21 protein-coding genes are annotated in these 19,685 nt (G+C 65.1%); 9 read left to right on the top strand and 12 right to left on the bottom strand.

Annotated features, from left to right (window positions below; genetic code table 11):
* Positions 1 to 102 precede the first annotated feature (102 nt).
* Positions 103 to 333, top strand: coding sequence for a hypothetical protein (locus QFZ27_RS30770; RefSeq protein ID WP_429230269.1), 231 nt, complete (start codon positions 103 to 105; stop codon positions 331 to 333).
* On the opposite strand, the gene QFZ27_RS30765 is transcribed toward QFZ27_RS30770, so the two are convergent.
* From QFZ27_RS30765 to QFZ27_RS30745, 5 genes are all read right to left on the bottom strand, one after another.
* Entirely contained in the window at positions 263 to 910 is a 648-nt protein-coding gene (locus QFZ27_RS30765) for an RNA polymerase sigma factor (protein ID WP_429230268.1), read from the bottom strand. The two genes, QFZ27_RS30770 and QFZ27_RS30765, sit on opposite strands and share 71 nt — an antisense overlap.
* A 285-nt stretch (positions 911 to 1,195) precedes the next feature.
* Positions 1,196 to 1,366, bottom strand: coding sequence for a DUF3309 family protein (locus tag QFZ27_RS30760; protein WP_429230267.1), 171 nt, complete (start codon positions 1,364 to 1,366; stop codon positions 1,196 to 1,198).
* 48 nt (positions 1,367 to 1,414) lie between these two features.
* Positions 1,415 to 1,597, bottom strand: a complete 183-nt coding sequence (locus tag QFZ27_RS30755) for a CsbD family protein (RefSeq protein WP_429230266.1) — start codon at positions 1,595 to 1,597, stop codon at positions 1,415 to 1,417.
* Between the two features lie 116 nt (positions 1,598 to 1,713).
* The gene (locus QFZ27_RS30750; RefSeq protein WP_429230264.1) at positions 1,714 to 2,259 is read right to left on the bottom strand and encodes a DUF1003 domain-containing protein; all 546 of its coding nucleotides are present in this window, start codon (positions 2,257 to 2,259) and stop codon (positions 1,714 to 1,716) included.
* 288 nt (positions 2,260 to 2,547) lie between these two features.
* On the bottom strand, positions 2,548 to 6,933 hold the full coding sequence (locus QFZ27_RS30745; RefSeq protein WP_429230263.1) for a chemotaxis protein CheB: 4,386 nt from the start codon (positions 6,931 to 6,933) through the stop codon (positions 2,548 to 2,550).
* Positions 6,934 to 7,157: 224 nt separating this feature from the next.
* Here QFZ27_RS30745 and QFZ27_RS30740 point away from each other — a divergent pair, with 224 nt between their 5' ends.
* Positions 7,158 to 7,523 (top strand): response regulator, encoded by a 366-nt coding sequence (locus QFZ27_RS30740; RefSeq protein WP_429230261.1) that lies wholly within the window; start codon positions 7,158 to 7,160, stop codon positions 7,521 to 7,523.
* 563 nt (positions 7,524 to 8,086) lie between these two features.
* Here QFZ27_RS30740 and QFZ27_RS30735 read toward each other — a convergent pair.
* From QFZ27_RS30735 to QFZ27_RS30720, 4 genes are all read right to left on the bottom strand, one after another.
* On the bottom strand, positions 8,087 to 8,608 hold the full coding sequence (locus QFZ27_RS30735; RefSeq protein WP_429230259.1) for a DUF2147 domain-containing protein: 522 nt from the start codon (positions 8,606 to 8,608) through the stop codon (positions 8,087 to 8,089).
* A 162-nt stretch (positions 8,609 to 8,770) separates the two neighbouring features.
* Positions 8,771 to 10,084, bottom strand: coding sequence for a Na+/H+ antiporter NhaA (gene nhaA, locus QFZ27_RS30730; RefSeq protein ID WP_429230257.1), 1,314 nt, complete (start codon positions 10,082 to 10,084; stop codon positions 8,771 to 8,773).
* A gap of 301 nt (positions 10,085 to 10,385) precedes the next feature.
* Positions 10,386 to 10,586 (bottom strand): hypothetical protein, encoded by a 201-nt coding sequence (locus QFZ27_RS30725; protein WP_429230255.1) that lies wholly within the window; start codon positions 10,584 to 10,586, stop codon positions 10,386 to 10,388.
* A 180-nt stretch (positions 10,587 to 10,766) separates the two neighbouring features.
* Entirely contained in the window at positions 10,767 to 11,813 is a 1,047-nt protein-coding gene (locus QFZ27_RS30720; protein ID WP_429230253.1) for a fatty acid desaturase, read from the bottom strand.
* A 223-nt stretch (positions 11,814 to 12,036) separates the two neighbouring features.
* On the opposite strand from QFZ27_RS30720, the gene QFZ27_RS30715 reads away from it, so the two are divergent.
* Positions 12,037 to 12,378 (top strand): hypothetical protein, encoded by a 342-nt coding sequence (locus tag QFZ27_RS30715; RefSeq protein WP_429230251.1) that lies wholly within the window; start codon positions 12,037 to 12,039, stop codon positions 12,376 to 12,378.
* Here QFZ27_RS30715 and groL read toward each other — a convergent pair.
* A complete protein-coding gene (gene groL / locus QFZ27_RS30710; protein WP_429230250.1) occupies positions 12,372 to 13,997 on the bottom strand; it encodes a chaperonin GroEL in 1,626 nt (541 codons plus the stop codon). The two genes, QFZ27_RS30715 and groL, sit on opposite strands and share 7 nt — an antisense overlap.
* Positions 13,998 to 14,033: 36 nt before the next feature.
* Positions 14,034 to 14,321, bottom strand: a complete 288-nt coding sequence (locus tag QFZ27_RS30705; RefSeq protein ID WP_429230249.1) for a co-chaperone GroES — start codon at positions 14,319 to 14,321, stop codon at positions 14,034 to 14,036.
* Between the two features lie 276 nt (positions 14,322 to 14,597).
* Between QFZ27_RS30705 and QFZ27_RS30700 the strand changes: the two genes are divergently transcribed.
* A complete protein-coding gene (locus QFZ27_RS30700) occupies positions 14,598 to 14,846 on the top strand; it encodes a hypothetical protein (RefSeq protein WP_429230248.1) in 249 nt (82 codons plus the stop codon).
* 84 nt (positions 14,847 to 14,930) lie between these two features.
* Here QFZ27_RS30700 and QFZ27_RS30695 read toward each other — a convergent pair whose 3' ends face one another.
* Positions 14,931 to 15,275, bottom strand: a complete 345-nt coding sequence (locus QFZ27_RS30695; RefSeq protein WP_429230247.1) for a hypothetical protein — start codon at positions 15,273 to 15,275, stop codon at positions 14,931 to 14,933.
* Positions 15,276 to 15,557: 282 nt separating this feature from the next.
* Between QFZ27_RS30695 and QFZ27_RS30690 the strand changes: the two genes are divergently transcribed.
* From QFZ27_RS30690 to QFZ27_RS30670, 5 genes are all read left to right on the top strand, one after another.
* Entirely contained in the window at positions 15,558 to 15,986 is a 429-nt protein-coding gene (locus QFZ27_RS30690; RefSeq protein WP_429230246.1) for a hypothetical protein, read from the top strand.
* Between the two features lie 84 nt (positions 15,987 to 16,070).
* On the top strand, positions 16,071 to 16,826 hold the full coding sequence (locus QFZ27_RS30685) for a response regulator (RefSeq protein ID WP_429230245.1): 756 nt from the start codon (positions 16,071 to 16,073) through the stop codon (positions 16,824 to 16,826).
* Positions 16,826 to 18,181 (top strand): sensor histidine kinase, encoded by a 1,356-nt coding sequence (locus QFZ27_RS30680; protein ID WP_429230244.1) that lies wholly within the window; start codon positions 16,826 to 16,828, stop codon positions 18,179 to 18,181. The genes QFZ27_RS30685 and QFZ27_RS30680 overlap by 1 nt, the downstream gene beginning before the upstream one ends.
* Positions 18,182 to 18,240: 59 nt before the next feature.
* Positions 18,241 to 18,531, top strand: a complete 291-nt coding sequence (locus QFZ27_RS30675) for a Dabb family protein (protein WP_429230243.1) — start codon at positions 18,241 to 18,243, stop codon at positions 18,529 to 18,531.
* A 423-nt stretch (positions 18,532 to 18,954) separates the two neighbouring features.
* On the top strand, positions 18,955 to 19,683 hold the full coding sequence (locus tag QFZ27_RS30670; RefSeq protein WP_429230242.1) for a MipA/OmpV family protein: 729 nt from the start codon (positions 18,955 to 18,957) through the stop codon (positions 19,681 to 19,683).
* Positions 19,684 to 19,685: the final 2 nt, after the last annotated feature.

Genomic DNA, 19,685 nt, shown 5'->3' with positions numbered 1-19,685 from the left:
TCGCTCTGTTATCCATCCACCATGAAACATTCCCCGACGTCCAAAAACAGACCGCCCGGTGATCGAGAAAGGTTCGAATGCGCCGCCCATATGACTCGGACGATGCTCGATCAGGTGCTCGCCGAGAGAATGTCGCCGGTGGAGCTGGCGACATGGCTGCGGCAGCTGATGATGCATTCGGAGGACCCGATGTCCGACAACGAGAAGAGCGCGATCGTCTGCACGCTGGCCGTTGCTCTGCTTGACGATGACGGCCCCGAATTCAACCCATCCCGATTGATGGATCTGGTGGACGCCTCGGACCAGGCGATCGCAATTGGACGTCTGGTCTGAGGGCCGCGCCGCGCGGCGCTCCCGTGTCGTGTCGCAGGCGGGTTCGGGCCCGGGCCAACCGGGACCGTATCGTACCGATCGGGATGCGAAGCTGCGCCGCGGCTTCCTCGTAGGAGGCACCCCAGACCGCCACCATGTCGAGGATCTCTCGATGATCCTTCGAGAGATCCTGCCAGCGCGCCGCAACCTCCATCACTTCGACCGTCTGCATTTGCGTCGCCGGCGTGCTGGCATCCCAGTCGTCGATCGGAATCGTCTTGGCCCGGTTGTGCTTGTTGTCTATGAAATGCGAGAGGTGGAGCCGGCGCATCATCACGACGAGCCAGGCCATCATGTTGGTGCCCGGCTGCCATAGGTGGAGCTTGCGGACCGCGCGGAACAGCGTGTCCTGAACGAGATCGTCTGCATCGGCGGGGTTTCGCGTCAGGAAGATCGCGAGGCGGCGAAGGTCCCGGATGCAGGGAACTACGGTCGCGAGAAATTGTCGCTCTGTCGCGGCAGTGATGTTCGACATTGAGAAGCATCCTTCAGTCGTGGCCGCCACCAGGATGATCGGCACGACGGTGCCGAGGCTCATGGCATGACCTATCGAGGAGGGCGGCGCGAGCCGCCTGGCTCGGCCGCCCTTGTTCCGGATTCACGTCGCCGACATTGATCGGCATGCTGTTGGTGATGTCCGGTTTGCGCCCGCATTACATCGGCATCCGGCACACTTGACCAAAGGGCCGGGTGCCGATGGTCCAGAGATTTCGAACAACCAGGCGCAGCGTAATCGGCAGCAAAACGGCGGCGCCAGACTCGGAAACTACTCAGATCCGCCCGAGAGGTATCTGAAGTCTTGCCTCAGATCACCGACGGTCGACTAGATCCGACCCATGCCGCCCAGGCCGCCGAGAAGCCAAAGCACCACGAGAACGAGAACCACCAACCCGAAGACGCCGCCGAGTCCTGCCCCGCCATAGCGACCGTGCGCGTAGTATCCGCCGCCGCTGAACAGCAGGATCAGCAGAATTACGATCAGAATAGTGCTCATTGCCATAGTCCCATCAGATGATGATCGTCCTGCGAAAGCCGGAAGACGCTATATCCTCAGCGCATTCCTGATCGCATCCTTGACGCGTCCGACGGCGTTCTGGATCTTGCCTTCGGCCTTGTCCGTCCTGCCGCGGGCCTGCAGCTCGGCGTCGCCCGTCGCCTCGCCAACAGCTTCCTTGATCGAGCCCTTGATCTCCTTCGCCGATCCGGCGATCCGATCCTTGTCCATGACAGCGTTCTCCAATCAGGGCTGTAGCCACCCCGTCGCAAGGCTTCGAAACTCCACGCCTTCGACACTTCCGAGCGTAGCGGGACGGCGACGGCGCCGGCAGGCTCGGAATGTACTCAGGCCGCGCCGCCTGCGTCGGCCAGGCGCGTCAGCAGCCGGAGCTGCTGTTGCTGGGCGCGCAGCAGCTCCTCGAGATGCTGCGAGCGGATCCGATCCAGCTTCTCGTGCAGCTCCATGATTTCGACCTCGGCCTTCAGGTTGATCTCATAATCGAGACTTGCGGCAACGCGGTCTCGCGCCGCCTGGCGGTTCTGCGACATCATGATGATCGGCGCCTGCAACGCGGCCAACATCGAGAGCAGGAGATTGAGGAAGATGTACGGGTAGGGATCGAACGCCTCGACAAACCCGGCCAGAATCGCGCTGTTGAACAGAGCCCAGGCAGCCAGCGTTGCGAGAAACAGCGTGATGAACACCCATGAACCGCCGAAGGTGGCGACGCGATCGGCGAGCCGGTCGCCGAAGGTCCGCTTCTCCTCGAAGGCGTGATTGACGTTCCGGCTGACCTGGGTGCGCTGGGCGACACCGGCGATCACCCGGCACTCTCGCTCCGAGAGTCTATCGAAACCGGTGGCGAGAAGCTGTTCGGCCAGCTGGCGCACTTGCGGGCTGATGCCACCCGCCTGAGCGAGTGGCCCGTCCGAGGGAGAGGATGGTTTCATGCGCTTGCCGGGATTCGACGCTGCACCCGAATTGGCCGGATGACCTCTGCCCCGCCGACGCCGGATTGGCCCGGCGGCAAGAGTCAGGTGGGGACGACCCAAGTCGATTTGCAAGCAATTGCGAGCGACTGAGTATTTTCCGAGGATCTGTCGGCTGTTCGTCGTTCGCCCTGCGAATGCAAAAGACCCTGCCGACGTGTCGCCGGCGGTCGAGGCTGGAAATCCAGGTCAGGCGAGCGGTTCGTCTGCGCCGGTCCAGGCAGCGGCCAGCGCCAGCCGGGCCAGCGCCGGAAGGGACCTCGACCCGGTCTTCTTCATGATCGCGGCGCGGTGGTTCTCGACCGTGCGCTGGCTGATGCCGAGATCCGCGGCGATGTTCTTGCTGGGCTGGCCGGCGAGGACCAGCTCCATGATCTGGCGCTGGCGCGCACTCAGCCCCGCGACATGGGTGGCCGCGGTCTCCCGCCAGGCGGTCAGCTTGTTCGCATCGCGCGATTGCTCGAGGGCACGTTCGACGCCAGCGAGCAGCTCGACGCGGCCGACCGGCTTTTCGATGAAGTCCGACGCACCGGCCTTCATGGCCTGGACCGCCATCGGCACGTCGCTGTTGCCGGTGATCATGATGGCCGGCAGCCGATGGCCGGCATCCCTCAGCCACCGCAACAGTTCGAGCCCGCTCATCCCGGGCAGGTAGGCATCGACCAGGAGGCAGGCTGCACGGCCCGGATGATAGGCCTCGAGGAAGGCCTCGCAGGACGCGTAGTCCTCGACGATCCGGCCGTCCTCCTCGAGCACGCTGCGGATTCCGTCCCGCACATGGCTGTCATCATCGACGATGAAGATGACGGGTTCGCCGGCCTCGTCGGCAGGGCTTTCTGCGTGCGGATGCATCGAGGACGGCGCCGTCGCCAGCATGCGCTGGATCGCCTGCGCCAACTCCTTCAGCTTCACCGGCTTGTTGAGCTGCACGCAGTCCTGGCGGGCGATGTCGCGCAAGGTGGCGGTCGAGATGTCACCGGTCAGGATGATGACCGGAACCTGATGACGAAGCCTTTCACGCAGCTTCGCGGTGACCCGGAGGCCATCCATGCCGCCCGGTAGGTTGTAGTCCGCAAGGATGAGATCGGGCCGGATCGTCCCCCGCGACACCAGCTCCAGCGCCGCGGAGCCGTCTGGTGCCGCCGCGGCGCGATGGCCCTCGTCCCTTAGGAAGAGTTCAAGGAGCTCGCGCACCTCGGGATCGTCCTCGACCACCAGGATCACGCCGGTGCGGTGGCCGTCTTCCGCGATCCGGTCATCTTCGCCGTGCCGCTGCGGCTTGGGCGACGATCCCGTCTCGCCTTGCGGCAGCATGATTTCGACGGCGAAGACCGACCCCTTGCCCGGCTGCGAGCGGACGTGCACCCGATGACCCAGCAGGTTCCCCAAGCGCTGCACGATGGAAAGTCCGAGGCCGAGGCCGCGGCTTCGTTCGCGCGCGGCATTGTCGAGCTGGTGGTACTCCTCGAAGATCGCATGCAGTTCCCCGACCGGAATCCCGACCCCGGTGTCCCAGATCTCGATGCTCAGCATCCCTTCACGCCGACGGCAGCCGAGCAGCACCTTGCCCTGCTTGGTGTATTTCAGCGCATTCGACAGCAGGTTGCGGATCATCTGCTCCAGCAGACGTGGATCGGTGTGGATCGAAAGGCTGCACGGGACCACGTGCAAGGCGAGCCTCTGGGCCTGCGCGTGGTAGGTGAACTCGTCCTTCAGCCGTTCCAGCAGATCGTTGACCGGGAAATGGACCTTGTCCGCGCGGACGGTCCCGGCCTCGATCTGGTTGATGTCGAGCAGCGCGTTCAGCATGCCGGTCATGGCGCCCAGCGTCTCGTCGAGCCGCGCGACCAGCTTCCGCCCCCTCTCCCCCTCGACGCTCTTTGTCAGCAGCCCCTGCAGCAGGGCCAGCGTCTGCAACGGCTGGCGAAGATCGTGGCTGGCGGCGGCGAGAAAGCGCGACTTCGCCGCGGTGGCCTGCTCCGCCTGCCGCCTGGCCGCCTCCAACGCGTCCGACGTGTGCCGGCGCTCGGTGATGTCGGCAAAGGTGATGACGACGCCTTCGACCCCGTTGTCCTGGGTGCGGTAGGGCAGGATGCGGCGGATATACCAGGCGCCGCTCTGCGCTTCGATCTCCCGTTCGACCGGCGCGAGGTTCTGCAGCACCATCCGGGCATCGGGCAGAAGGGCGCCGTCGGCCGCCAGCGAGTGGAGGTCCGCGAGCGGCCGGCCGACATCGCCGGGAATGACGTTGAACAGCGATCTGGTGGCGGGCGTGAAGAAGCGGATGTTCAGGCTGGTATCGAGGAAGATCGTCGCGACATCGGTGCTGTACAGCACGTTCTGCAGGTCGTTGGAGGTCGTGCGCTGCCGTTCCAGCGTTTCCTGGAGCTGGCTGTTCAAGGCGGTCAGCTCCTCGTTCAGCGACTGCAACTCCTCCTTCGAGGTGATCAGCTCCTCGTTCGTCGACTGGTATTCCTCGTTCACGGACAGGGCTTCTTCGTTGATCGCCTTCTGCTCCTCGGTCAAGATCTCGAGGTTGCGGATGGCGCCCTGCAGCTCCGCCCTCGTGGCCTCGAGTTCCTGCTCGAGCTCTGCGAACCGCGGACCGCGTCCTGGGGAGGCCGAGCGTCCTGCTCCGCGCTCCGGCTTGGGTTCGTCGATGAAGCTGATCAGCAGCAGCTCCTCGCCCTCGCTCTGGACCGGCTGCACGGCGATGCTGAACGAGGCTGGATGACCTTCGTGATCGATCCGGCCGCCGCCGACGACGATGCGTGCATTCTCGTGAGCGGCCCGTTGGATCGCCGCGCGGAGCTTGGTGCGCATGCCCTCCCGCGCCATCGCCAGCAGGTCGTGCGTCGGGTGGCCCGGCGCCATGCGCAGATAGCGGTCGGTCGGCCCCAGGGAGTACAGGCACTCATGCTTGCGGTCGATCAGCACCGCCGCCGGCGCGTACGCCTCCATCACCAGCCGCCGGCACAACTCGGCCAGAACGGCCTGGCGTGAGGGCGCCGGGCCTTGTCCCGGGCGCGCCGGGGCCCGGACGCCGTTGCCGGCACCCGCCGAAAATCCGACATCGCCCGGCCGGCTGCGGCCGATGTGCCGATACAGCCGCTCCGGCTTGGAGATCACGTCGAAGCGGCCGTCGGGGTCCCCGATCGTCTCGGAACTACCGAGCAGCAGGATGCCGCCCTCGCGCAGCGCAAAATGGAACAGCGAGACCACCTTCGCCTGCGCCTCGGGGCGCAGATAGATCAGCAGGTTCCGGCAGGACACCAGGTCGAGGCGCGAGAAGGGCGGGTCGGCCAGCACATCCTGGACCGTGAAGACCACCGACGCGCGTAGTTCGGGCGACACCCGGTAACCGTGGTCCTCCTTCGAGAAGAAGCGGGCGAGACGAGCGGGCGACACCTCCGACCCGATCGTCTCCGGGTACAACCCTTCGCGAGCCCTGGCGACGGCATCCGGGTCGACATCGGAGGCGAAGATCTGCAGCTTGAGGCTGGGCCTCGTCGCCGTGATCTCTTCGCGGAACAGCATGGCGAGGGAATAGGTCTCCTCGCCGGTGCTGCATCCGGCGATCCAGATGCGCAGCGGGTGGTCGGGTGAGTGGTTGCGGACCAGGTCGGGAACGATCTCCTTCGCCAGGAGATCGAACACCTTCGGGTCCCGGAAGAAGCTGGTGACGTTGATCAGCAGGTCCCTGGCCAGGAGGTCGAGCTCGCGGGGATCGCTTTGCAGGATCTCGAGATACCGGCCCATGTCGGCGGCCCCGGTCGACGCCATCACCATGCGCCGCTCGATCCGGCGCTGCAGCGTCCCCGGCTTGTACAGAGTGAAATCATGGGCGGTCTTGGTCCGCAGAAGTTCGATGATCTGGGGCAGCCGGATCTGCGCGCCACTCTGCGGTGCCGAATCGCCAGGCGCGAACTTTAACCCCGTCCTTCGGTCGTACGTCGCGAGCGCGTCGGGAATCTTGGCCAAGGGAAGCACTAGATCGACCGCCCCCGTCGCGATCGCGCTCCGTGGCATGCCGTCATAGCTGGCCTCGTCGGGGTCCTGTGCGATGACGAGCCCGGACTTCGCCTTCACCGACCTCAGCCCGAGGCTGCCGTCGGCCCCGGTTCCCGAGAGGATCACGCAGATGGCGCGCGGACCGCAGGCGTCCGCCATCGAGTGCAGCAGAAAGTCGAACGGCAGACGCGCGCCGTGACGCGCCTGGGGTTGCGAGAGGTGGAGGGCGCCGTTACCCACGGACAGATAGGTCCCCGGGGGGATGACATAAAGGTTCTCGCGCTCGATCAGTATCCCGTCCTCGGCCTGCCGCACGGTCATTGCCGTGTGGCCGGCCAGCAGTTCCACCATCATGCTTTCGTGGGTCGGATCGAGATGCTGGACCAGAATGAAGGCCATGCCGGTCTTGACGGGCAGGCCGTCCAGCAGCTTCCTGCAGGCATCGAGGCCGCCCGCCGAGGCACCGATTCCGACGACTGGGAAATCCCCGGATGGCGCTGGCGAGGCTCGCCGGCTCGATCGCGGCCGGGCCGCTCCGGCCCGCTGCGGACGGCTTCCCGGCATGGTGCATGAGCCTCACGGGATTGCCTCCCAATAGGAGGAACATCCCGATATTACCACAGCCGCATTGTGGCGGCGACCTGCGGGCGCCGGGAATGGCGGCCCATACGCCAGAGCGTGGTAACGGGAGTGGGCTGCGTAGTTTCCGAGCCTGCCCTCGGCGGTCTCGCGCCGGCTATGGTCGGAAATCTGCGAACCGAGACAGTGCCGGAGGCGACGAGAACCAAATGGCAGCGCTCCGCGTCCTGCTCGTGGAAGACGAAGCCGTCATCGCCATGCTGCTGGCCGAAGTGCTCGGCGGAATGGGCTATGACGTTTGTGCGATCGAGGCCACCGAGGCGGATGCGGTGGCCGCCGCCCTGCGGTGCAGGCCGGACCTGATGATCGTCGATGCGCGATTGGGCGCCGGCAGCGGTGTCTCGGCCGTCGAGACGATACTCCGGGCCGGGCCCGTTCCGCACGTGTTCGTCAGCGGGGACGCGTCAAGTGTCCAAGCGCTCAGGCCGGACGCGGTGGTGATGCAGAAGCCGTTTCGGGAAGCCGACCTGGTCCGCGCCATTCAACGCGCGCTCGGTACCGCACCTGTCCCTTGAAGGGCCAACTGCGCGAAATTTGTGCCGCGCCTTGCCTAGATCACAGTAAGGCACAGATGAAATGGACGTGTCGTACCTTTATTGGAATTTCCGCTCTGATTCCAGTTGTTGCGTACCCTCAGCCTTATGAGGCACTGAGTATGTTGGCCGGATCACGAAAGACCCAGGAGGAGAGTCCGTAACGTTGGCAATAAGAGAGCAGCGGGCCGAGGATGACTCTGTCAGTTTCCGTTGCACGGCCCCCGATCTGTCGATAACCGTATTCTTCAAATTTGGTCGCGCTGACAGCAGCCGCGGCACCATATCGGTTCCCATTGTATGCCTCACAATCAATCAAATCCGCGAAGGCGTCCCCCTTACAACCGAAGATGGCTCCAGTGCCCATTATCCTATCGCCCAAGCACTCCAAGAAATTGTTCGAATCCACGAAGATCGGCAGATCTTTCAAGCTGGAGCGGCATGATGGGGCGGCTCAGGAGTACCAGCTCGGCGCATTCTCCAGTGCCTTCCGCGAGCTCGAATCCCAGTGCGAAGATCTTGCGAACTGACTCGTCGGCATATCCTCAGCACCAGCCTTCCGATGTGCCGTGTGGAACCCGTTGTAGGGTCTTGGTCTCGCCGAGGGCCGGGATCCCCGCATAGATTCGTGCAATGAGCACATCGGCGGATTTCAGTTCCGCTGAGACACCGTATGTCTTCCCATCATCCGGATTGTAGAACGAACCACCTTCCCAGCGATTGGGATCGGTCGGCCGCATCCCCGAAATGATCGTCAGGCCGCAGAGTTGCCGCTGCCGCAGCGTCGGTTCCGGATTGTTCTTGTCACGGACCGCCTGATCCTGAGGATCCCGCGCATTCTGCAACCAACGAATCCGGCCGCACAGCAATCCTTCGCAGTCAAACATCTGCACCGCCGCCTTTCCGTCGATCAGCCACACGCCCTGCAGGGTGGCCGCCCAAGCCGTGGTGCGCGGAACCGCGAGACAAGCGATCGCCGCGATCAGCAGGGCAACGCGGCGCAACTGACGCGGCGAGCGCAGCCCGGGAGCCTTCGGACACCTCTGCTTCCCGCTATCGTCGTTCAAGCGCGTGTGCGAAGCCCTTCGAAACGGATGCGGGCACATGTCTTTCGGCTTCCAGGTGGTTCGCGGTCAGCGCGCGGGAGCAGCAACGGAGATGATGTCGCAAGCTCATCACTTCGGCGGTGGGACTGCAAGGGTGCGGCTGAAAGATCGATCTGATCCAGGTCACCGCCTGGCCGGAGACGTCAGCCAAGCCAAGGCCAGCAGCCCGCATGCCGCTGAGGCGGCGGAGGCGCCCAGAATGCCCAGTTTGGCCGCGTTGAGCAGGCTGGAATCGAAGGCCAATTCGCCGATGAACAGGGCCATCGTGAAACCGATGCCAGTCAGGAGGGCGCCGGCTGCCAGCACGCTCCACGGTAGCTCGGGCGGGCGCACCGCAAATCGGAGGCCTACGGCCAGACAGCTGAAAGCCACCACGCCAATAGGTTTGCCGAGTACGAAGCCCGCAAAGATCGCCACCCCGAGGGTCCCGCCAATGTCTTCGGGGGAGATCGTCAGACCGGCATTCGCCAGCGCGAAGAGCGGCATGATCGTGAATGCCACCCAAGGGTGAAGGATGAACTCGAGACGCTCGATGGGAGACAAGGCTTCGCGGGAAGCAATGCTCGCGCGGCGGAGATCGCGCCGGTCCCTCGTATTGCCGCTCCAGCGGTTCCCGGGAGGATAGGCCACCACGCGGTTCAAAATCGCACGCAGGCGGTTGTCGCTCACCCAGCTGTGCGCCGGAGTCATCAGGCCCAGGACCAGACCCGCGAGCGTGGGGTGAATTCCCGATGCGTCCAGGGCCAGCCAGATCGCGCCGCCGATCGCGAAATAGATCGGGAAGCTCCGGACTCCGAGGCGCGCGATCCCTGCCACGAGCGCAAGTCCCAGCCCCGCCATTCCGAGCGCCGCCCAATCCAAAGCGCCGCCATAGCCGATCGCAATCACCACGATGGCGCCGATGTCATCGAAGATCGCCAGCGACAGCAGAAACAGCCGCAAGCTCTGCGGAACGCGGGATCCGAGGACTGCGAGGCAGCCGATCACGAAAGCGGTATCGGTCGCCATGACGATGCCCCAGCCGTGGGCGCCCTTGCCTCCGCCTTCCAGCAACAGGAAGAGGCCCGCCGGCACGACCATTCCACCGAGGGCCGCGGCGATGGATAGAGCCGCCATACGCGGGTTGCGCAACTCCCCCAAGACCATCTCGCGCTTCAGTTCGAGGGCGACGACGAAGAAGAACAGCGTCATCAGCCCATCGTTGATCCAATGCTTCAACGAGCGGGAGAACTCTAAGCCGCCCAGCCGGAAACCGGCCTTAATGTCCCACACAGCGAGAAACGACGTCGACCAGGAGGAGTTGGAGAGAATCAGGGCGAGGAGCGCACAGAGCAGCAACACGGCACCGGCCGTCGCCTCGATGCGAAGGAACCGCGTGAACGGTTTGGTAACCCGGTCCACCGGTTCCTGTGGAAGCCGCGCAAGGCTGCGGTACATGGTGTGCGGACTTTCGTGATCGGTTCCGACGGTCGTCCGTCAATCGGAATGCAAAACCGCAGTTTGCACGCATTCTGCCGCACAATATCCGGAGCACCCGCGGCTGGGTAAACCATCGAGGTCAGTCGCCTGCCGGCCGGTGATTACATCTCTTGCCGCCGCCGTTTCTCGCGGATTTCTGCTGGGAGCGGGTGGCGCAGCCGCCTGGGAGCAAAGCCTCATCCGCACAGAACCGCATGTGAAGCGGTGCGGACAGCGGTGATCATCTCACGCGATCATCCGCTTCCGCTCCGCGGTGAGCTCAGTACGCCTGCGCCGGCACGACAACCGTGCGTTGCGGCGCCGTGACGTAGGTCGTCGTTCCGGGCTGGGTGGTGATCACAGTGGGCGGTGCCATTACCGCGACAGGTGTTGGCGTCGGTCGCGCGTTGTTGACGGTGCATCCGGCAACGACAAGCAGTGCTGGTGCGATGAACGCGATGATCTTCATGGTGCCGCGCATTGGGGTATCTCCGTGTAGCTACGGGGTGACATCACTCCGTGGCCCATGGCGAATAGAGAAATATAGATTCTTGTTCCCAAGAAAATTTTAGCCAACCACGTCGACCGATTGTTTCTGGATTTTGTGCGCAATTCGCGATAGCAGCTGCCGCGTTGGCGGGATGATCTCGGCGCCGGTGTTTCAGTTGCCAGCGGGTCTTGGAACGGCGGAGCGCACATTCGAACGCCGCGTCCGCAGTTCGCGAAACGATATCAGCCGTCCCTGCCTTTCGTCCCAAAGAGCAAGCGTCGCGCATCGAAAGCTCTGAACGAACGTCAGCCGCCCGACACCCGCCAGTTCGGGGTGATCATCCAGGACCTGGCGCAAACGATAGAACGGGATCCGGCTGCACAGATGATGCACATGATGCACGCCGATGTTCCCTGTGAACCAGGCGAGGGCACGGGGCAACTCATAGTGCGAACTTCCATGAAGGGCGGCTTCATGGAAGTCCCAGTCTTCTTCATGCGCCCATCGCGTGTCCTCGAACTGATGCTGCACGTAGAAGAACCACACCGCGATCGAGGCGGCGATCAGCACCACCGGGCCATGCACCAGAAGGAATGGCCCGACCCCGACCAAGCACACCATCAACAGGACGACGGCCGCGATGGACGCGTTCGTTCCCATGGTGCTGGCCCAGGGCTGTCCGCCGGCCCGAAAGAGACCAAAGGGAAAGCGGTGGTGCAGCAGGAACAGGTATGCCGGACTGATGCCGAACATCACGATCGGATGGCGATAGACGGTGTAGGCAAGGCGGCCGGCGGCGCCGAGCGCGAGGTATTCACTCACCGTTTTGGTGTCGATATCGCCGATGCCGCGATGGTCGAGGTTGCCGACCGCCGCGTGATGCGTCGCATGGTTGCGGCGCCAGACGCCATAGGGCGTCAACGTGAAGACGCCGATGACCCGGCCCACCCAATCATTGATGACGCGTCGACGGAAGAAGGCGCCATGTCCGCAGTCGTGCTGAATCATGAAAAGGCGCATGAGGAAGGCCGCGGTCGGCACCGCGAGCAGCAATGACAGCCAATAGCCGACGTCGAGCGCGGCCCACATGAGGGCCCAAAGCACCGCGAACGGCACCGCCGTGATCAGCAGTTCAAATGCGCTGCGCGCGGCTTTCGTTTCGCGGTATCGGCTCAGCGCCCGGAGTCCGGCCTTGGCGTCTCCGACAGGGAAGGTCATGTCTTTTGTCATCCGTCATCGACGCTCGCTGAGAGCTTTACCGTCGCGCGATCGAGCCGGCCATCCGCGCGCGCCTGGCCGTTCGATCAAGCACTCGGCACTTGCAACCCTAATCATCGCGGGGTGAATGAGGGCAGACTCGGAAATCACTCATGGATGTGGCCGTGCGGCCTGGCGATCGTTCGAGGTTCCTCTGCGCCGCACCGGCTTCATCGCGACCCTGGTGCCGACGCTGACCAACTCGAACTTCGCCGACACCGCGCACGGCTGTCGGAGGCGCATGATGCACATTGAGATCAGGCCGACGATATCGGTGTGGGACGATGACCGGTGGCTCCGCATCGACACCGGCGCCAAGCTGCTCGACCTGCTGCGGGTCCTGGTCGGCGAACTGCCGGAGCCCGGTTTCGTCATGCCGCATGCGGGGCCGGACTCGGCGGCCTCCGCCGGGGACCTGATCGGCGCCTACCCGCCGGGTGTTCATCGGCATCCTGCCCTGACGCCGCTGCCGATGCCGTCGCCCGTGACCGGCGCTGCCGCCGGTCACGGGCTGGCGGATCAGTAGCCCATGCCGCCGGCATCCGGCGCCGCCGGGCCGCCCGTCTCCGGCACCGCGGCCACCATCGCTTCGGTGGTGATCAGCAGGCCGGCGATCGAGGCGGCGTTCTGCAGCGCCACCCGCACCACCTTGGCCGGGTCGAGGATGCCTGCCTTGATCATGGCGGTGTATTCGCCCTTCTGGGCGTCGTAGCCCCAATTGTGGTCCTTGCTGTCGAGCAGCTTGCCGACCACCACCGACCCGTCGCTGCCGGAGTTCTCGACGATCTGCCGCACCGGCGCCTGCAGGGCACGGCGGACGATGTCGATGCCGACCTTCTGGTCGGTGTTCTCGGGCTTCAGCTTGTCGATGACGCGGCTCGCGTAGAGCAGGGTGACGCCGCCGCCGGCGACGATGCCCTCCGCGACCGCGGCGCGGGTGGCGTGCATCGCGTCGTCGACGCGGTCCTTGCGCTCCTTCACCTCGATCTCGCTGGCACCGCCGACGCGGATGATGGCGACGCCGCCGGCCAGCTTGGCCAGGCGCTCCTGCAGCTTCTCGCGGTCGTAGTCCGAGGTGGTCTCCTCGATCTGCGCCCGGATCTGGTTGGTGCGGCCCTCGATGTCCTTCTTGGCGCCGGCGCCGTCGACGACCGTCGTCTCCTCCTTGGAGATGACGACCTTCTTGGCCCGGCCGAGCATGTCGAGGGTGACGTTCTCGAGCTTGATGCCGAGATCCTCGGAGATGACCTGGCCGCCGGTCAGGATGGCGAGGTCCTCGAGCATCGCCTTGCGCCGGTCGCCGAAGCCAGGGGCCTTGACCGCCGCGACCTTCAGCCCGCCGCGCAGCTTGTTGACCACCAGCGTGGCCAGCGCCTCGCCGTCGACATCCTCGGCGATGATCAGCAGCGGCTGGCCGGCCTGGACCACGGCCTCGAGCAGCGGCAGGAAGGACTGCAGGTTGGGCAGCTTCTTCTCGTGCAGCAGGATGTAGGGGTTCTCCAGCTCCGCGATCATCTTCTCGGCATTGGTGACGAAATAGGGCGAGATGTAGCCGCGGTCGAACTGCATGCCCTCGACGATGTCGAGCTCGGTCTCGAAGCTCTTGGCCTCCTCGACCGTGATCACGCCCTCGTTGCCGACCTTCTTCATCGCCTTGGCGATCATGGCGCCGATCTCGCGCTCGCCATTGGCCGAGATGGTGCCGACCTGGGCGATCTCGTCATTGGTCGAGATGGTCTGCGCGCGCTTGCCGATCTCCTCGACCACGGCGGCGACCGCCAGGTCGATGCCGCGCTTGACGTCCATCGGGTTCAGCCCGGCGCCGATCGCCTTGGCGCCTTCCCTGACGATGGCGTGGGCCAGGACGATGGCAGTGGTGGTGCCGTCGCCGGCCAGGTCGGCGGTCTTGGTCGCGACCTCGCGCACCATCTGCGCGCCCATGTTCTCGAACTTGTCGGACAGCTCGATCTCCTTGGCCACCGTCACCCCGTCCTTGGTGATGCGCGGCGAGCCCCAGGATTTGTCGAGCACGACGTTGCGCCCCTTCGGGCCGAGCGTGACCTTGACGGCGCGGGCGAGGATGTCGATGCCGCGCAGCATCCGGTCGCGGGCTTCGGTGCTGAATTTGACGTCTTTGGCTGGCATGGTGGCGATCCTTGAAAGGGGGGGAGGCGGGTGGGATCAGGCGACGACGCCGATCACGTCGCTCTCCTTCATCACGAGGTAGTCGACTCCCTCGAGCCGGATCTCGGAGCCGGACCATTTGCCGAACAGGATGCGGTCGCCGACGCCGACGTCGAGCGCCTGGATCACGCCCTGCGCGTCCCGCGCGCCCAGGCCGACAGCCACGACCTCGCCCTGCTGCGGCTTCTCCTGGGCAGTGTCCGGGATGATGATCCCGCCCGCGGTCTTGGCTTCGGCATCGATGCGGCGGACCACGACCCGGTCGTGCAGCGGGCGGAATTTCATCGGCTGAGTCCTTCGGAAAATCAATTTTGGGAGATAGGCGTGATTCACTATCTCCTTCACAAATGCGCATCGCCATCCCAACATTCAAGGTGAATTCCTTGTTCTATGGAAATAAGTCTGGCGCTTTGTTCTGCGATCGATAATTCAGATCTTATTGTGATTTTCAACGATTATTAGGTGATCGGTCCGATTCAGCGGGCTTGTTCCTGGGTTCCGGTGTACTCTGTCGGAAATTCCCGCAGCCGGCGCTCCTCTCGGGAGGCCAGAAATGTCGTGATGAAGGACTTCAAATTCCCGGTGGGCACCACCGTGCAGGTCTCGCGCAAATCGCTGTCCGGGCACGCCGCGGTCGGCGCATTCAAGGTGCTGGCCCGCTACCCCAGCGACTCCTCCGGCCCGATGTACCGGGTGCGCAGCGTGCTCGGCAGCGAGGAGCGGATGGTGCCGGAGCACGAGCTGTCGAGCTCGGCGCAAATGGCTGAGGTGGACGCCGCCTGGAAGTCGCCCAAATCCGGCCGCCGCTGACCGGCGGTCGTGGCCGGCGTGGCAGACGATGGACGACCTGGGCTGGGTGCGGGGTTCTTCTGACTCCGCACCCGGCCGCGCGCCTCAGCTGGCGAGCTGGGTGGCGCAGGCCTTGGCGACCTGGGCATCGGCGACCGTCCCTCCGGGCATCGTCGCCCAGCCGGCTTTGACCACGACGTCGCCGCGGCTGTAGGTCGACGCCGCCTTGATCTCCGCCAGCCGCTCGGTCAGCTGCGGGTCGCGCTTCGACTGGTCGACGCAGATCAGCGAAAGCACGGCCACCACGTCGGTCTTGGACCGGTCCTGGGCCATGCGCTGGGCAGACGAGCCGGTCATCCAGCCACCCCAGCTGAAGCCGATGACACCAAGCGCAATGGCGCCGCACACGGCACCATACAGCGCCGGCTTGAGCCATTCAGGGGATTTCATGGATTGTGCTTTCATTCGGAGAGAGGCAAATCTCTCTCACTCATAAGGTTACCACGTTTGAGGTTCTGGCCGGGATTTATTTTGCCTGTGTCGATCGGGCGTCAAATTCCGATCTCTACTCCATTTGATCTTCTCGCCACTTTGTCAGGTGGCCTGCAGCATTAATTCTAGTCGTTGATAAAAAATGGAGAATCCCGATATTCCGGCATCGCCGGCATATTTTGATCTTGATTTTTGGTGTGCGGATATCACGTGATGCATCTTGCGAGGTGTGATTTGGATATGCCCGATACCGACGTCTTTCGCCTGCGAAAGTCGAATCTGAACGCGTTTCTATTCGCCGATGTCGGGGCGGAATCCAACGGCATGCCATTGAGCGTGGTCTCGATGCTCGGCCGTCTGGGCGGCGATCCCTGGGCGACGGCGAACCGGCTGGCCGGGCAGCCGCGCGACGCTGCCGTGCTCGAGCTGGCGGAGATCATCACCGGTGCGGCCCGCGCCGAACGGTCGAACGCCGAGATCATGGCGATCGCGACGCGCCTGGCCTCGCTGCTGCCCGGTACTGGGTCAACCTCGTCCCGCGCTGCCCGCGCTGCTTCCCCCGGACCGTCATCGTCTGCCCCCGGCCGGTGGAGCGGGGGCGCCCTGGCCATGCTGCTGCTCGGCCTGGTTGCTGCCTTCCTGCTTCTGAGGATGGCCGGCTTCTTGTGACACTGGGCTGCCGCAGGCGGCGCGTTTACAAAAAATAATAATTGGACGGATGATCGACCGCCGGCTCGCTGCGAGAATGCCGCCATGGTGGGATTCAGGAAATCCATATCCTTCGCCGCAGCCGCGCGGCCGGAAGGACAGCCGCATGTGCTGCTCGTCGAGGATGATCTCGAGATCTCCCGGATGCTGCAGGGCGTGCTGTCCGAAAGCGGCTTCGCCGTCTCGGCCGCGACCGGAGCGGCCGCGATGGATTCGGTGCTGGGCCTGGCCCAGATCGACCTCGTCGTGCTCGACCTCATGCTGCCGGGCGAGGACGGGCTCAGCATCTGCCGCCGGCTGCGGGCCGCGTCGGCGATCCCGATCATCATGGTGACGGCCCGCGGCGACGCGGTCGACCGCATCATCGGGCTGGAGATCGGGGCCGACGACTACCTGCCCAAGCCGTTCGATTCCCGTGAGCTGGTGGCGCGCATCCGGGCGCTGCTGCGGCGCGCCCAGGGCGGCAACGGCGGCGGCCGGATGCACCCGCTGCGCTTCGCCGGCTGGCGGATCGATCCGGCGTCGCGGCAACTGCACGATCCCGACGGGGTCCAGGTCGCCATGACCAGCGTCGAGTTCGACCTGCTGGCGGCGCTGTGCCGGCATTCCGGCCAGGTGCTGTCGCGCGACCAGCTGATCGAGCTGACCCACAGCGGCCTGGCCAGCCCGGTCCAGCGCAGCATCGACGTGCATGTCAGCCGGATCCGGCAGAAGATCGAGCCGGATCCCGACAGCCCGCGCTACATCAAAACCGTGCGCCTCGGCGGCTACATGTTCACCGAGCGGGTCGAGCAGGCCTGATGCGGTTCCTCCTTCGCCTGGCCCCGCGCAGCGTCGTCAGCCAGATCACCGGGATCGTCGCCGTCTCCGTGCTGCTCGGCATCGGGCTGACCAGCGCCATCCTGTTCCTGTTCTTCCGCGAGCCCGACGCGCGGGACGGGGATTCGCTCTCGGCGACGGGGATCGGCAAGGTCATCCAAATCGCCCAGACCGCTGAGACCCCGGAGGAGCTCGACAAGATCCTCGACATCGCGCAGCGGGCCGGCTTCAGTGCCATCCGGGTGCCGCTGGCGGAATTCACGGCCCGGTCCGCGGACGCGCCGATGCCGATCGCGGCCGGTGTGATCGCGTTTCAACTGAGGACCCTCTGGGGCATCGAGGCGCGCAGCGCCGACTTCCACCCGGGCGCCGGAAACGGCCTGATCGTGCCGGTCGACGACCGGTCCGCCCTGCTGTTCGCAGCCCCCAGCCTGTCCACCCTGTGGCGGTTCATCCTCAGGCCCACCGTCCTGATCATCATCACGATGCTGGTGTTCGTCGTGTTCCTGTCGGCCTATGCGGTGCGCTCGATCATCGCGCCGCTGTCGGCGTTGGGACGCGCGACCGAATCCTTCGGCCATTCGCCCGACGACGACCGCCTGATCGATCGCAGGGGCCCGCGCGAGATCGGTCAGATGGCCGACGCTCTGAACGACATGCGCACCCGCATCCGGGCCCTGATCGACGACCGCACCCGCATGCTGGCCGCGATCAGTCACGACCTGCGGACGCCGCTGACCCGCCTGCGGCTGCGGGCCGAACGGATCGGCGACCCGGAGCTGCGGGACGGCATCCTGTACGAGGTGGTGCGGATCAGCAGCATGCTCGACGAGACGCTGGAGTATCTGCGGCCCGGCACCCGCGAGGAACGGATGGCTCCGGTCGACCTGCCGAGCCTGCTGCAGACAATCTGCACCGAATTCGGCGATGTCGGGCACAGCGTCAGCTATGCCGGGCCGCCGCGCCTTGCCTGGGGCTGCCGGCCCAACGCGCTGACCCGGGCGGTCAGCAACGTCGTCGACAACGGAGTCCAGCATGGATCGGCGGTGCGGGTCGGCCTGCGGGTGGGCGAGGGTGGCATGGCGGAGATCGAGGTCGCCGACGACGGTCCGGGCATCCCGGCGCCGCTGCGCGAGAAGGTCTTCGATCCGTTCTTCAAGGGCGACCACAGCCGGCCCGCGGCGACGGGCAGGGGCTTCGGGCTGGGCCTGTCGATCGCGCGCGACGTCGTCCGCGGCCATGGTGGCCGCATCGAGCTGCTCGACCGCCTGCCGCACGGCCTGGTCGTCAAAATGTTGCTGCCCCGAAATCCATCCGGTCTTCGGTCGGGAATCTGATTCGAGCCGGTCCCGCGCACCCGCCACAGACGTCCAACACCAGAATCGGAGCTGCCTCCATGATCCGCCACACCGTCGTCTTCAGCCTCAAGCACCCGGAAGGCTCGAGCGAAGAGACGAGATTCCTGGACTCCGCCATGGTTCTCGCCGGCTTGCCGACGGTGAGGAAATTCGAGCGGCTGAAGCAGGTGAGCGCCAAGAACCGGTTCAGCCATGGCTTCTCAATGGAGTTCGAGGATCAGGCTGCCTATGACGCCTACAACCTCCATCCGCTGCACGTCGAATTCGTCCGCGACCGATGGCAGGCGGAGGTCTCGGACTTCATGGAGATCGACTACGTCAGGATCTGACGGCAGCGCGGCCCGCTCGCAGGCGCGCCCGACAACCGCTCCGGCGAGGCCTGCCGATGCGAACCAAGCCGCGTCGCAGCCTCCGGAGAACCTGAGTCCCAGCATGATGGACAGGACGTCCCGGCACCGAGCCGACGAAGTATTACGAGGCAGGGTTCCGCGAGCCATCTTGATGATCTACAGCCAGGATCTCCGGAAACATCTCTTAACATAACTTAAAACCCGTCTATCCGGTCGACTCCTATCCTCGCGGCTCAATCGAGTCACGGGATGAACCGAATGCAAGCGTCACTGTCGACTGCCGCCTCTTCTTCGCGACCCAATGCCCGCTGGGCCATGACTTGGGCGCCTCTCGCCTTGGCCGGCGCCTGCCTGGTCCTTGCCGCGCCCGGCATGCGTGCGGAGGCTCAAGACGGGCTTATCTTGCCGCAGGACAACGCCCCGGTTCCGGAGACGGCCAGTCCCGGCGGCGACTGGACCTTCGTGCTCGGCGCCGGCGCCCAGGTGGGGCCAAGCTACGAGGGGTCGGACAAATTCTCGGTGACACCGGGTCCCTTCGTCTCGATCAACTGGCGGGACCGGGTTTTCCTCGACATGGAGCGCGGGATCGGCGTCAACGTCGTGCGCACCGACGCGCTGCGGCTGGGTGTGTCGGTCGGCCTCGCGCCGGGTCGGGACGAGGATGATGAGGACCATCTGAAGGGGCTGGGCGATATCGACACGGCCGCGCGCGGCCATGTGTTCGGATCCTACTCCTTCGGCATGTGGCAGATCGGCCTCGACGTGGCCAAGGATTTCGGCGGCAGCGAAGGCCTGCAGGTCCGGCCCGACATATCGGTGAAGGTGCCGCTGTCCGAGAGCTGGACCCTGTCGTCCGGCATCTCCGCCACCTGGGCCGACGACGAATATATGCAGAGCTTCTTCGGCGTCTCGCCGACGCAGTCGCGGAACTCGGGGCTGGATCGCTTCGACGCCGGGGCCGGGTTCAAGAGCGTCGATTTCAATATCGGGCTCCGCTGGATGTTTTCCGAGAACTGGTTCGCCATGGCCAATGTCGGCGTCGGCGTCCTGCTCGGCGATGCGGCGGACAGTCCGATCACCGAGAGCCAGGTGCAGCCCTCGGTCGGGTTGGCGGTCGGCTACCGGTTCTGAGG

Origin of the sequence: Inquilinus ginsengisoli (assembly GCF_050434925.1) — a bacterium.
Classification (GTDB): domain Bacteria; phylum Pseudomonadota; class Alphaproteobacteria; order DSM-16000; family Inquilinaceae; genus Inquilinus; species Inquilinus ginsengisoli_B.
Note: the sequence above shows the minus strand (reverse complement) of the source record. Positions and strands in the feature narration are given on the sequence as shown.